9 protein-coding genes and 2 pseudogenes are annotated in these 14214 nt (G+C 66.0%); 6 read left to right on the top strand and 5 right to left on the bottom strand.

Going from position 1 to position 14214, the window contains the following annotated elements; translation table 11 throughout:
- The 4 genes and pseudogenes from JE024_RS39130 (at position 1) to JE024_RS39115 (ending at position 3068) form a co-directional block, all read left to right on the top strand.
- Positions 1–780: a LytR/AlgR family response regulator transcription factor gene (locus JE024_RS39130; RefSeq protein ID WP_205378728.1), complete on the top strand. Its 780-nt coding sequence runs from the start codon at positions 1–3 to the stop codon at positions 778–780.
- Positions 781–1018: 238 nt separating this feature from the next.
- Entirely contained in the window at positions 1019–1519 is a 501-nt protein-coding gene (locus JE024_RS39125; protein ID WP_205378727.1) for a winged helix-turn-helix domain-containing protein, read from the top strand.
- Positions 1516–2106, top strand: a complete 591-nt coding sequence (locus JE024_RS39120) for a transposase (protein WP_205378726.1) — start codon at positions 1516–1518, stop codon at positions 2104–2106. The genes JE024_RS39125 and JE024_RS39120 overlap by 4 nt, the downstream gene beginning before the upstream one ends.
- Positions 2107–2159: 53 nt before the next feature.
- A pseudogene (locus JE024_RS39115) lies at positions 2160–3068 on the top strand (IS5 family transposase).
- Here the strand turns inward: JE024_RS39115 and JE024_RS39110 are convergent.
- Positions 3060–3752, bottom strand: coding sequence for a response regulator transcription factor (locus JE024_RS39110; protein ID WP_205378725.1), 693 nt, complete (start codon positions 3750–3752; stop codon positions 3060–3062). The pseudogene JE024_RS39115 and the gene JE024_RS39110 overlap by 9 nt on opposite strands.
- Before the next feature lie 201 nt (positions 3753–3953).
- On the opposite strand from JE024_RS39110, the gene JE024_RS39105 reads away from it, so the two are divergent.
- Together JE024_RS39105 and JE024_RS39100 are read left to right on the top strand one after the other, a co-directional pair.
- A complete protein-coding gene (locus JE024_RS39105) occupies positions 3954–5462 on the top strand; it encodes an amidase (protein WP_205378724.1) in 1509 nt (502 codons plus the stop codon).
- 155 nt (positions 5463–5617) lie between these two features.
- Positions 5618–8317 carry a LuxR C-terminal-related transcriptional regulator gene (locus JE024_RS39100; RefSeq protein ID WP_205378723.1) on the top strand — a complete coding sequence of 900 codons (2700 nt, stop codon included), beginning with the start codon at positions 5618–5620 and terminating at the stop codon, positions 8315–8317.
- Positions 8318–8445: 128 nt separating this feature from the next.
- Here JE024_RS39100 and JE024_RS39095 read toward each other — a convergent pair.
- The 4 genes and pseudogenes from JE024_RS39095 to JE024_RS39080 form a co-directional block, all read right to left on the bottom strand.
- Positions 8446–8931, bottom strand: a pseudogene (locus JE024_RS39095) (transposase family protein); the annotation flags it as partial.
- Between the two features lie 351 nt (positions 8932–9282).
- On the bottom strand, positions 9283–10659 hold the full coding sequence (locus JE024_RS39090; RefSeq protein WP_205377879.1) for an IS1380 family transposase: 1377 nt from the start codon (positions 10657–10659) through the stop codon (positions 9283–9285).
- Between the two features lie 436 nt (positions 10660–11095).
- Positions 11096–11608 (bottom strand): ATP-binding protein, encoded by a 513-nt coding sequence (locus tag JE024_RS39085; RefSeq protein ID WP_244883708.1) that lies wholly within the window; start codon positions 11606–11608, stop codon positions 11096–11098.
- Positions 11609–12357: 749 nt separating this feature from the next.
- Positions 12358–13938: an acyl-CoA carboxylase subunit beta gene (locus JE024_RS39080; RefSeq protein WP_205378722.1), complete on the bottom strand. Its 1581-nt coding sequence runs from the start codon at positions 13936–13938 to the stop codon at positions 12358–12360.
- Positions 13939–14214: the final 276 nt, after the last annotated feature.

Raw genomic sequence — 14214 nt, 5'->3', positions numbered from 1 at the left:
GTGCTGCACATTCTCGCCGTAGATGACGAAGCACCAGCCCTGGAGGCGCTGGTGTACTTGCTCCGCTCCGACCCGCGGGTCGGAGAAGTACGGACAGCGACTGACGGAGTACGGGCACTACTCGACATCGGCGGGGCCATGGAGTCAGGGCGCCCTCTCGATGCCGTCTTCCTGGACATCGCTATGCCTGGTCTGGACGGCTTCTCCGTCGCCAGCGCACTGTCCCGAGTCGCGCAGGCCCCAAGCATTGTTTTCGTTACCGCGCGTGACGATCGTGCTGTCGAAGCTTTCACCGCTCACGCCGTGGACTACGTGCTCAAGCCCATTTCTCACGACCGTGTTGCCGAAGCTGTGCGTCGAGTTGCTCTGCGGGCCGGCCGTCTCTCGCGTCCATGGCACGGGGCGGTTACCACCCCTTCCGACGAGGTGATCCCCGTGATGCTGGGAGGGGTCACCCGCTTCATCAGACGCAGCGAAGTGCTTTACGTCGAGGCCCACGGGGACTACGCCCGCTTGCATGCTCAGACGGGCAATCACTTGGTGCGAATACCACTCGCCACGTTGGAAGAGCGCTGGCGCGATGACAGTTTCGTCCGAACACACCGCAGCTACCTGGTGGCCATGCGCGAGGTCACCGAAGTGCGGCTTGATTATGGAGGCACCTTTGTTCGGCTCGGCGATCGCATGCTGCCGGTGAGCAGGCGGCACGTGCGGCAGGTCAGGGATGCCCTCGCGCGGCAGGCGTGGGCCGATACGCCCCGGAGCGTGCTCGACCGATAACCCCGCGTCGCTCCGGTCGTTCGATGGCCGTTGCTCGGTTGCTGTTCCCTGCAGCGCCCATCGGGGCAGTTTCCCTTGCACCGGCACACCCCATGAGATCGGCCCCTCCCGGACGAATCCACCTAGGCAGTCAGACATCCTCTAGTCGCCACTACAGAGGCAGGCTGGAGGTCGTCTACTACTGATCTTTTCGTAAGTTCTGTGGGTTCGACGGCTTCGTTGGTGGGATCCTGATGTGGTGTCTTTCAAGCCTTCGTCTGTTGTTCCTCCTTTGACACGGCCGCAGCTGTCCGAGGCCCGGCGTGTGCGGGCGGCCGAGTTGTTCGACCAGGAACACTCGAACGCCGATATCGCCCGGATGCTCGGGGTCAGTGACGAGAGTGTGCGGCGGTGGAAACGGGTCTGGGAGGAGAACGGCGCCGATGCTCTGCGCCGACGTCCCGCCACCGGGCGTCCGCCCAAGCTGGACGACGCCCAGGTCGAGCGGGTGCGGACCGCACTGGAACAAGGCGCCCAAGCCCATGGTTTCGAGGCCGATCTGTGGACCCTGGAACGGGTTGGCCTGGTGGTTGAGCGGGTGACCGGAGTGGTCTTGTCGCGGGCCTCGGTATGGCGGCTGCTGACCGGCCGGCTGGGGTGGAGTCTGCAGCGGCCCGAGCGTCGGGCGGTCGAGCGCGACGAGTCCGAGATCGCCCGTTGGATCGCGCACGAGTGGCCGCGGATCAAAAAGGGGCCGTGAACACACGTGCCTGGATCGTGTTCCTCGACGAATCAGGAGTGTCGCTGCTGCCGCAGGTCCGCCGCACCTACGCGCCCCGCGGCCGCACCCCGTTCCTGCGGCACCGGCTGAACTGGAAGCGGGCCTCGATGGCCGGCGCCCTCGGCTACCACGCCGCGGACCCGGACCGAGGTCCTCGGTTGTGCTTCCACCTCAAGCCCGGCAGTTACGACACCGCCGCACTCATCGAGGTCCTGGAGCAGATGAAGGTGTTCTACAACGGCGAACGGGTGGTGCTGGTTTGGGACGGGCTGTCGGCTCACTGGAGCCGGGCGATGCGGGCCTGGGTCGCCGAGCAGGACTGGCTCACCCTCGAGCGATTACCGGCTTACGCACCCGAGCTCAACCCGGTGGAACTGCTGTGGTCCTCGCTGAAGAAACGCGAGCTCGCCAACCTTGCCGGCGACCACCTCGCCGATGTCGCCGACGCCACCGAACAAGGCATCCACCGCATCAACACCAACCCCCAACTGCCCTGGTCCTTCCTCACCCACACCGGCCTTACCCTCCACCCACCAGACCCACAGAACTTACGAAAAGATCAGTAGGGCCCGTCTTCAAAGGTCGTTCGATGGTGGATCATGGTGTCGTGGGTCGTTCGATGGTGGATCATGGTGTCGTGATACGCCGTCATGAACTCACCGAACTTGAGTGGGAGTTGCTCGCTCCACTGATACCGCGGGCCGCTCGGGGGCGACCTCGGTCGGAGGACAGGCAGATCATCAAGGGGATGGTCTACACGATCCGTACCGGTATTTCCTGGCGTGACCCTGCCAGAACGCCATGGCTCCTGGCAGACGGTCTACACGCGGTTCCGCCGCTACGCGATCGACGGCGTATTCACCCGGGCCCTGCAGCAGATCCAGGCTCGCGCGGATGTGGCCGGCGACATTGACTGGCTCGTCCAGATCGACTCCACCATCGTCCGGGCCCATCAGCACGCCGCTGCCAACGGACGAAAAGGGGGAAGCACCGGCAGGACGAACCGGACGATCACGCCCTCGGCCGATCCCGGGCCGGCCTGACCACCAAACTCCACCTCGCCTGCGACGGAAAGGGCCGCTCTACGGCCCTCATGCTCAGCGTCGGCCAAAGACACGACAGCGTCATGGCACAGGCTCTGCTCGAACGCATACGCGTGCCCCGCATCGGCTCGGGCCGTCCACGCTCCACACCCGACCATGTCGTGGCAGACAATGCCTACAGCCCAAGAGGATTCCGCGCCTACCTGCGGCGACGCGGCATCGCCGCCACGATCCCCGAAAAAGACGACCAGAAGAAGCACCGCCGAAACCGCGGCAGCCGCGGCGGCCGACCACCCGGCTTCGCCCCGGAGACCTACCGCCGGCGCAACACCCTCAAGCGCTGCTTCAACCGCCTCAAAGACTTCCGCGGCATCGCCAGCAGATACGACAAGACCGCCACCTCCTACGAAGCGGCGGTCAGCCTGGCATCATTCCTGCTCTGGCAAGATCCTTTGGAGACGGACCCTAGAGCCTCTTCACGCTGACAAGCAGTGGCGCAGGGCCCAGACTGCGGCAGCGACGCGATTCGGTGTCCCCGTTTTGCGGAGTATGTGCTCCATGTGCGTAGCGACCGTGCGCTCGGTGACAAACATGCGCGCGGCGATCTCGTGGTTGCTCAAACCGCAGCACAGATGACGCAGAACTTCCTTTTCGCGCGATGTGAGCGCCGTCTGCCGTGCCGTGCGGACGGTATCTGTCAGTGAAGCGAGCTGCGGCCTTATCGAAAGCACCAGCGCCTTGGCTTGTGCGTCAATCACAGGGCGGGTGGTGCTGGCATGCATGAGCCCGACCAGCGTTCCGTCGTGATCGCGAAGCGGCACGGACATCCCATTGCGAAATCCCCTAGGTACCAGGGACTCCTGCGCGAAGCGGCTGTCGGCGAAGTTGACGTCCTCCCACGAGTAGATATCGAGTGGGTGGGCGAGTTGGCGTTGGAGTTCGCGACATTCAAGCATGAAAGCGTTGGAGGTCAGCGAAGCCATCGTGTCGGCATCGTAGCCGAGCGTCACCACGACGGACGGCATAGCCCCTGCACGGTCGATGGCTACGAGCGCGATCCCGTCGCTTCCGATGCGCCACCTGGCCAGATCCAGCACACCTGAACACCGGGTCAGCAGGTTGTCGTCGGCCACCTGCCCGATGGCGCCCCCGAAGTCGTCGGCGTCCATCCCGCCTCCTCGAATCCTGGCACTGAAGCGACACGATGCCACAGCTTGGTGCACGGGAACAGGGGCCCACCATCATAGAACGGGGTTTGGGAATCGGCAGATCTACCGATGCGGGATGCGGCAACTGTCCGGAATCGTGGACCCCACCGTGCAGGGAGTGCGTCGCTCAGTGATCCACCCGACGGATGTGAGGACCAGGTCATGAACCCCGAGGACATCCCCTGGATGCCGGCAGTGGCGCTGGCGGCGAGGATCAAAGCTCGAGAAGTGTCCGCGACTGAAGTGGCGGAGGCCATCGTCACGCGGATCGAGACCTTGAATCCGGAGCTCAATGCGTTCATCAGCTTCGATCCTGAGCAGGTGATGGCCGAAGCCAAGTCTCGCGACCGGACGATCATGTCGGGAGACCGTCTGGGACCACTTCATGGAGTTCCGTACTCCATCAAAGAGCTCACAGCGATGAAGGATCAACCTCTCGCATTCGGCCTTCGCCCTCTCGCTGGTGCCATCGGTGAGCGCGATGCGGCCGTCGTCAGGAGGTTGCGCGACGCAGGAGGTGTGTTCCTGGGAAAGACCAACACCCCTGAGAGCGGCTACTGGGGAGGCACTGAAGGCCATCTCTACGGCGCAACCCACAACCCTTGGAAGCAAGGGTTCAGCGCGGGCGGGTCGAGTGGTGGCGCAGCGGCGGCTGTCGCAGCGGGTCTCGGCCCACTGGCAGAAGGCAGCGACGGTGCCGGGTCGGTGCGGATCCCGGCCTCGCTGTGTGGCGTGGTCGGCTTCAAGCCGTCCTTGGGCCGCATCCCGCAGACGATTCTCGCCGGCCGCTACTACACCTGGGCCTACCACGGCCCCATCGCGAGGACCGTGGCTGACTGTGCGCTCATGATGAAGGTGACTGCCGGTCGGCATCGTGAAGACCCGCTGTCATTGCCTGATGACGGCACCGACTACCTCGCCGAGTTGGAACGAAGCGTCAGCCATTGGCGCATCGCGTACTCCCCTGACCTGGGCCTGAGTACACAGATCGACCCCGAAGTAGCTGCTATCTGTGCCACTGCCGTAGAAGCATTCACCGAAGTCGGGGCCACTGTCGAGGAAGCGACACCCCCATGGGGGAACCCCGAGGAAGCAATGTGGAATGGCATCTGGGTGCCTGGCTTTGCCTCGGAACATGACCTCCTGGACTGGGAGACTCTGCGCGGCGAAGTCGACGACGACCTCATTGCGCTCATGCAGGAGGCAGAGCGCCTGACCGGCGTACAGAAGGGCAACGCAGATGCCTTCCGCGGCGGCATGTGGGATGCGTACACCACGTTCATGCAGCGCTATGACCTTCTGGTCTCGCCCACCGTCGCGGAAGCAGCTTTTCCGCACAGCCAGTTCTGTCCAGACTGGCTCACCGGAGAGTCTCTTCAGCGTCGCCTGCTGGGCTGGCTGCTGACGTACCCCTACAACATGCTCACGGCACCGGCCATCACAGTGCCTGCTGGCTTCACAAGTGATGGCCGCCCCGTGGGCCTCCAGATCGCCGGCGGTTTGCACGCTGACGGCGCAGTCATCCGGGCCGCGGCAAACTACGAGTCGGTCCGCCCGTGGGCCGCACGGAAGCCGAACCCTGATCGGCTCTCCCTCCTGATCAGCGGGGACATCACTGCGCACCGTCGCCCTCAGCAGGACCCCGGTCTCGAGCAGCGCAGCGCTAGCTAGGACCAGGAGGCTTGACATAGTCCGTCGCGGACATAGATACCATCCGGCACTAAAATGGAGTCGGACTATGCAGCCATCTCCATGTATTGCGGACGGCAGTTCAGTCAGAGAGCCGTCCATGAGTAGCTCCGTATTCGGACAGCAGAAGGAAAGCCATGGAAGTTCGCGCTCTGGCGGCATCTCCGTGGCCACTGATCGGCCGGGACAGGGAACTCCACCAGTTCGAGGCTGCGTGGTCGGATGAGCGGTGCAAAGGTGTGCGGATCTTTGGACCGCCGGGAGTGGGGAAGTCGCGGCTGGCCGAGGAGTGCCTCGGGCGAGCCGCTGCCAGTGGCTGGAAGGTTCTGCAGGCGACGGCGACCGCCGCGGCCGCCACGGTGCCACTGGGTGCCATCGCGCACATCATCCCCGCAGGAGTGGATCTTTCCGACCCTATGAAGGGCTTCGCAGAGGTAGCCGCCTCGCTGGCCGGGCCACAGCAGCGCACCCGCTGGGCGCTGTGGGTGGACGACATCCATCTGCTGGATGCCACCTCCGTCCTCCTGCTGCAACAACTGGTGGACGCCGGCGTGATCCGCCTCATCTGCACCGTGCGTGCAGGGGAACCGATCTCCGAGGCCGTCGCAGCGCTCTGCTACCGAGACGTCGTACGGCAGATCGATGTCACAGCCTTCGACCGCCAGAACGTCGAGGAAGTCCTCCGGACGGCTCTCGGCGGCCCGATCGAGCGTCAGACCCTTCGCGAGCTATTCACTGCCTCTGAGGGGAATATTCTCTACGTGCGAGAGCTGGTACTCAGTGCACTGGCTTCGGGCAGTCTGACCACGGACGGGGAGATCTGGGAGCTGACAGGCGACCGCCCGGTGGGCACATCGAAGCTGATCGAGGTCATCCAAGCCCGCCTGGCCGTAGCTGACGCACCGGCCCGCCCCGTATTGGAACTCCTGGCGCTGTGCGGGTCCATCGGCCTGTCAGATGCACAAGCACTCGCACCGGTCGAGGTGCTCATCAACCTGGAACAGGCCGGCTTGGTACGTGTCAGCGCCGAGTGGCGGCGCACCACAATGAGCCTGACGCACCCTCTGTACGGAGAGGTACTCCGGGAGCAGATTCCGCATTTGCGCCGCCGCGTCATGCTGTTGCAGCAGGCCGAGCGCGTGGAGTCGTACGGGCCGCGGCGCCGTGACGATGCTCTTCAAGTGGCCACATGGCGTCTGGCCGCAACGGGAACCGCGGACCCGGCCCTGCTGGTCAGAGCCGCCAATCTGGCCCGTCACGCCACCGATGTTCAGCAGGTACTGACCCTCATGTCGGCTTTGCCATCCGACGCCCGCACCGCCGCGACGCAACTCATCCATGGTGAGGCGCTGGCCCTGCTCGGCCGGTGCCAAGAAGCGGAAAACATTCTCGCCGAAGCTGACGTCATGTCGGACACGGAAGAGGACCTGCTCGCCATCATGTCGATGCGTGTACGGAACTTCTACTGGATTCAATCCCGCACCGAGGCAGCGTATGCAGTAGTCAACGCGGCTCGGGACCGCGCAACGAGCGACGCGGGGCGGCGTGTCGTCGAACTGAACGACGCGTGGGTGCGCTACCTCGTCGAAGTCCCGACCCCGGGCATGCCTCTGCTGTTGGATCTGGAGGACGATCCAGCAGACGCACTCGATGCCGGAACATGGGACATGGCAGCGACCACAAGGACAGTGGCACTGGTTCGGCTCGGCCGGTGCGTTGAAGGCGCCGAATGGGCTGTGCACGCCTACACTGCCCAGCTACGGGATGTGAACTCCGGACGAACCCACTCGGTCCATGCCGCGTCGCAGCTCATTCCGGCGATCCGGGCCTTCGCCGACGCTGGACAGTTCACCGAGAACCAGAAGACCGCAGAGGGTGCACTGACGGAGCTGATGACTGCTCGCGCCTCACCGATCCCCTCTGCCTGGATCGCCGCGTTCCTCGGCCGGTCCGAACTGATGGCCGGCCGCCCCGAGACCGCCCGCGGCTGGTATGCCGAAGCCGCGTCGTTGACTCGCACCTACGGTTTCCATCACATGCTTCCCGAGATTCTGGACGGGCTGGCTTGTGCGGCAGCCCTGCTGGGCGACGAGGGAGCGGCACAAGACGCACTTGCCGAAGCCACGACGTATACGCCCATGGTCCATCTGCACGGTGAAGACCGGATCGGGCGTGCGTGGTTGCTTGCATCCCAAGGAAACCTGGCGAAAGCACGACAAGTCCTCGCTGAGGGAGTAAAGGTTGCCCGAGAGGCCGAGAACCTACCGGCCGAAGCACGACTTCTCACCGACATCGCCCGCCTTGGCGGTGCTTCTGAGGTCATGACCCGCCTCGCGCAGCTCGCGATACAGAGCCAGGGGGCGCTGACGCCGGCCCGGGCCGCCTTCACCGCCGCACTCGCCGCTAACGCCCCTGACCAGCTCCTCGCCTCGGCAGACGAGCTGGAAGCACTCGGCGCCGACCTCATGGCCGCTGAGGCAGCCAATGCAGCGGGAGCAGCCCTGACCAAAGCAGGACAAGGTCGGCCAGCAGCAGCGGCAGCGCAGCGGGCTACCAGCCTCGCATCCCGCTGCGAGGGCGCCCGGACACCGCTCCTCAACGTCGGCAAGATCGCGCAGCCCCTTACGCCCCGCCAGTACGAGATCGCGCTCCTGGCCGCCGCTCTGCACAGCAACTCCGACATCGCCGAGCAACTGCACGTCACCGTCAAAACCGTCGAGGTCCACCTCGGCGCTGTCTTCCGGAAGCTTGGTATTACGCGTCGGCAGGAGCTTCCCGAGGCGTTGGGCCAGACACAAGGCCCACCACCGACGCGGGCGCCACGCCCAAACAGATGATGATCCAGAAGACGACCAGCGGCCGTGCGCTGTCCCCGAGGCCTCTTCGACTCGCCCTGATCCTGCAGCGGCGCCCAGAGGTGTGCTCACGGACGGCAATGGTGGTACACAGCCCGCACTGAGTGGTTTCAGCTCTGCCTCTCCAAAACGAGGACAGCTTTGGCGATGGCTGCCTCGCGGTTCGGGCTGATGCGGGATCTGTGGAAGATTTGCCAGGACTTAAGCCCTGCGATGCCGCGTTAGACCGGTGCCCGAACTGCGGCCAGGGGCCCGGTTGACGGTGCACTGGGTGAGGGTGAGCTTGCCGCCCGCGGACGGTGTGGTAGGTGCGGGCCACGGTCAGGTCATGATGCAGCCTGGCAGCGCGGGAGAAGTCCACCAAACTTCGCCAGCGGAGTTGGTGACGACCTGAACGTTCACGCCGTGCCAGTGGTGCCTGGCCGAACAGTCGGCTCCGCTGTCGCCCTTGCGGTCGCATGCGGCGGGGGGTGCGTCCAGCGGGACGAACTCCGGATCACTCTCGCGCAGCGTCTTGAGCAGGCCCAACGCGCCGTCGGCGAGCAGCCCGGGGATGGCGTGCCGACGGATGTCCCGAAGCCGGCCACGATCCGGGCGTCCACCCACTCAATGATCGCAGAAGAGTTCGAGATCGCCCTGCTTGCCACCGTTCACTGCGGCCAGTCCGCGCTCAGCTTGACCCATCGGTCTCAATCCTGGTTCTGCCGATCCACCCGTGTTGCAACATGCCTCCAGATGCGACAGGCCTTCCATCTGCTGGAGGCAGCGGTCCTTCAGCGCATCTAACCTCGATCTTTCGTGACGGTCCGTGGGTTTCTTCGGCGGGCCGTTTCGGTTGTTCGGGCTGGTGGTGGTCAGGCTGATGGCCCGGCTGTCGCGTCGGGTGGGCGCCGGGTTCCACGGCTCCGGCGGGGGTGGTGCTGCTCGCAGGGACGGGAACACGCTGGTCAGCCGGGGTTCGGGAGGGCTTCGAGTCGTGCCAGGGCGTCGGTGATCATGTGGGTCCAGGGCCAGTGGCGGGCGAACCGCAGGTGCCGGCGGCGGGCGGTGGTGACCAGCTGGGCGGCGGCGGAGAAGAGGCGGAGCCTCAGGCGGCGGGGTTCCCACCTGCGGGTTTCGCCGGTCAGGGCGAGCATGGGCATCCAGGCGAGGAGGTCGAGGGCGATCTGGACGATCTCCAGCCAGATCTGGTTCTGCTTGGTGTCGTGCAGGGGCAGGTTGCGCAGGCCGGTGGCGCGAGCGGCACGGATGCGGTCCTCCGCCCGGGCTCGCCGGCGGTGCCGCAGTTCGAGTGCGGCGATCGGGATGCCGGTGGTGTTGGTGGCGAACGCGGTGAGCCGCAGGCCGTCGGCGTCGGTGATCCGCAACTGGGCGCCGGGGTGAGGCCGTTCCTTCCGCACGATCAGCCGCATTCCCTTCGGCCAGCCCTTCAGGCAGTCGCCGGACAGTTCGGCGACCCAGGCCCCGTCCCGGATCTCGCCGCCGGGCTCGGTCGCCGCCGTCCAGGCCGAGGCGGGGGCCTTGAGGACGGCCTGGTGAATCTGCTCGGTGATGGTCATGCCGACCGAGTACGACAGCCACCGGCCGCGTTGGGCGAGCCAGGCGACGAACTCGTGGGTGCCGCCTCCTGAGTCGGTACGGATCAGCGTCCGGCGTCCGCGCCGGTACTTCTTCGGCAGCTGGGCCAGGGCGAGTTGGGTGGTGGTGATGTGGTCGGCGGCGGTGTTGCTGCCTGCGTTGCCGGGCCTGAGCAGGCCGGCCACCGGCTCCCCGCTGCCACTGCTTCCGTGGTCGACGAACCCCATCAGGGGGTGGTGTCCGAAGGTCTTCTTCCAGGTCGCGGTGGCGTCCTGCTTCTCGGAGTGGGCCAGAACGAGGACCCCGTCCAGGTCCACGATCACCTGCCCGCCCGCGTCAGGAGCCGCGGTTTTGGCCAGGCTCCAGACGCGCTCGCGGGCTTCGGCCCGCGCGGCCCGTATCGCGGACAGGGCCTTCGGCCCGGCGGCGGCGAGGGTGTCGACGAGCCGGGAGACGGTCGGGTCGGACGCCACCGGCCCGAACACGGCCGGCTCGGCCCGCAGCATCCCGACATCCGCGAGGCAGTCCCCGCCCAGGGCGACCGCGAGTGCCACGTCCAGCAGGATCTTCCCTGGATCGTGCACTGCCCGTGAACGTCGCCACGGCGTCAGTGCCGTCGATATCGCCTGGTCCAGCCCGGCCTTGCGGGCGGTCTCGACCAGCAGCACGGCCCCGGCCTGGGACACCACTCCGCGACCACCGCCCTCGATGCGGACGCGTGGATAGGACCCGATACGCTTCTTCACCTGGGAAGTGCCTCCGGCATGGCAGGAACAAGGACCTCGACAATCCTCATTCTTGCTGGTCAGAGGCACTTCTCGTTTACCTGACCGCCCGTCGGACAGCCCGCTTCATGAAAGCGCGAGGCTAAACGAGATGCCTTTCAAGACGGGCCCCTGGTGGTGCGCCCGCATCATGGAGCCGATTGTCGGCGACGGCTGATTATCTACGTTCGCGGCCAAGGATGGCTGTCCACGCCAGGAGCCGTAGCAGCGAGTGCGACGGGAGACGGTCGAGGGCCCGCTGAAAGCAGGATCAGGTGATCGGCGAGTCGAGGCGCCAGAGCAACTGACCGCAGAGATTCGGCAGCGCGCAGACATCCGTCGTCGCCTGCCAACGAGAGGCATGTGGCGTCCGCGCCCGCCGTGTGCCTCGGCGTTGTCTTCCGCGATCTCACTGTGCTCACGCAGCAGAGAGGTGAGCCCAGTGCGTCGTGCCACCCTGGTGGCAGTGCGTTCCGTGGGTCTCGGCAATGGCATCCACAATGTCCATGCCCCGGCCGTGTTCGTCACCCGAGCACGAGGAGATCCAGGGACCGTCGTGTGCCGCTGGGCCACCATCAGTAACGCCCACCCACACCCCTCCATCTGCCAGGTCATGTTGCAGGTTCAGCGTGACAGGGGGCTGCGCGTGCTCAACGGCATTCGTGACTAGTTCGGAGACCACGAGCAGCACCGCGTCGGTTGCTTCCCCGTCCACATGCCAGGCACGGCAGGCCACCTCTGCGGTATGCCGGGCCTGGCCTGCCGCTTCTGGACGACACTCCAGGGCCTGCGTCACTTCATCATCCTCGGCGGGCCTGCGCGGGGCTGGGATCTTCCCCGCCGCATTGGCAGTGGGGCTAAAGGCGCTGTCCTGTGCAGTGACGTACATAACAATCACATCCGGAAAGATCTCCGCACTTCGGTCTTCCATAGACCGCTTACTCCAATAACAGAGCAATCAGACATCCAAGACATTAGGGCCCACCCCTAAAGTGGCGACCCCGCCCCACCCCAGCCCACCCCGCTAGCAGCAGGTCGTACTTACCGGCGGGCATCCGCTGTCCTACGTAGAGCGACGTCCGTGAGCTACGGGCGACCATGGCATCGTCTCGCTGCACTTTGCTTCTTTGCAGGTCAGAGGCCAGATGGCCCGGCATTCGGACGCCTTCAGCAGCCTAGCTCGCCTCGTACCCCGACCCGATCGACTGCCCCGACACTCGCACCAAAGGCGCGGACGACACCGCCGGCACAGGGCACAGTTCGCGAGGCGGATCCACGATCTGGAGTCTGGCTCGGACGCGGGCTCACCGGGTCGGCAAATGGCATGCTCGACGGACTGCCGAGGATCCGTAGCTTGCGCGCCCGGCGCATTTCCGCAGAAGCGACGGCCGAAGTTGGCGGTACTCGGCCCTCACGAGCACGATCCAAGCGACCATTCACAGCGTGCTGGAGGCCAGCACGCGTGCTCATTCCACGGAACAGCGTGTGTGGGCCGCCAAGAACGACGCAGCCACGGGCGAAATGCGTGTGCGGGCGTGGCTGTGGAGCCTGGTGCCTCAGGCTGGTGTCTGCTAGATCCGCTGAGCATGCCCAACGCCACGACGATGGCCACGATGTCCTCGTAGCTGGCACTCCCGCGCTGGACCCGCAATAGGGGGACGTTGTCGTAGATCTTCATGGCTACTGCGGGGGGTTGCCGTGCTTGCGAAGGGGGAGGTCGGCGTGCTTGGTGCGGAGCATGGCGAGGGACCTGATGAGGACCTCGCGGGTCTCGGCCGGGTCGATGACGTCGTCGACCAGGCCGCGCTCGGCGGCGTAGTAGGGGTGCATCAGCTCGGCCTTGTACTCCTTGACCATGCGGGTGCGCATGGCCTCGGAGTCCTCCGCCTCGGCGATCTGGCGGCGGAAGATGACGTTCGCCGCGCCCTCGGCGCCCATGACGGCGATCTCGTTGGTGGGCCAGGCGTAGGTGAGGTCGGCGCCGATGGACTGCGAGTCCATGACGATGTAGGCGCCTCCGTAGGCCTTGCGCAGGATCAGCGAGATCCGGGGCACGGTGGCGTTGCAGTAGGCGTAGAGCAGCTTGGCGCCGTGGCGGATGATGCCGCCGTGCTCCTGGTCCACACCCGGCAGGAAGCCCGGCACGTCGAGGAGGGTGACGATCGGGATGTTGAAGGCGTCGCACATCTGCACGAAGCGCGCGGCCTTCTCGGACGCCTCGATGTCGAGGACGCCGGCGAGCGACTGCGGCTGGTTGGCGACGATGCCGACGACCTGGCCGTCGAGGCGGGCGAGCGCGCAGATGATGTTGCGGGCCCAGCGCTCGTGGATCTCCAGGTAGTCGCCGTCGTCGACGAGCTCCTCGATGACCTTGTGCATGTCGTACGGGCGGTTGCCGTCGGCGGGGACCAGGTCCAGGAGGACGTCCGAGCGCCGGTCGGCGGGGTCGTCGCCGGTGGTGGTCGGCGGGTTCTCGCGGTTGTTGGAGGGGAGCATGGACAGGAGGTAGCGGACCTCCGCGATGCAGGTCTCCTCGTCGTCGTACGCGAAGTGCGCGACGCCCGAGGTCTCGGCGTGCACGTCCGCACCGCCCAGACCGTTCTGCGTGATCTCCTCGCCGGTCACCGCCTTCACCACGTCCGGACCGGTGATGAACATCTGCGAGGTCTCACGGACCATGAACACGAAGTCCGTCAGCGCCGGACTGTAGGCCGCACCGCCCGCGCACGGGCCCAGCATCACCGAGATCTGCGGGATCACACCCGACGCCCTCGTGTTCCGCTGGAAGATCCCCCCGTACCCGGCCAGAGCGCTCACGCCCTCCTGGATCCGCGCACCCGCACCGTCGTTCAGCGACACCAGCGGAGCACCCGCCGAGATCGCCATGTCCATGATCTTGTGGATCTTCGTCGCGTGCGCCTCGCCCAGCGCACCCCCGAAGATCCGGAAATCGTGCGCGTACACGAAGACCGTCCGGCCCTCCACCGTGCCCCAGCCGGTCACCACACCGTCCGTGTACGGCTTCTTCGCCTCCAGACCGAACCCCGACGCACGATGCCGCCGCAACTGCTCGACCTCACGGAACGACCCCTCGTCCAGCAGCAGCGCGATCCGCTCACGCGCCGTCAGCTTGCCCTTGGCATGCTGCGCCTCGGTCGCCCGGTCACTCGGGCCACGCTCCGCCTGCTCCCGCAGCGAGAGCAATCCATGCAGTCGCGCCCTCGCGCTGTCTGCAGCGAACAGTCCGGCGGCATCCGCCATATCCCCACCCCCTAACCCGTTGGCATGGGCGTGGGTTGCCCCATGCGCCGGACGTCCCGGTCACCGGTTCGGCGCACCTGCCTGACAGGCCGCTCAGCAGGTCAGGCGCCTTGCGGCCCGCTGGGCAGTCGCCTTTCGGCAGGAGGCAATCGCCACCCATGCCAACGGTTTGAATCACCCCACGGGAATGGCCTGCATTGACCCTCAGCAAAGGATGCTCGACTCGACCGCAACAACTCCGACTGTTCGAGCCTTTGCACCGGCCGGAGCCTTCCT

The organism is Streptomyces zhihengii, assembly GCF_016919245.1.
GTDB lineage: Bacteria > Actinomycetota > Actinomycetes > Streptomycetales > Streptomycetaceae > Streptomyces > Streptomyces zhihengii.
Note: the sequence above shows the minus strand (reverse complement) of the source record. Positions and strands in the feature narration are given on the sequence as shown.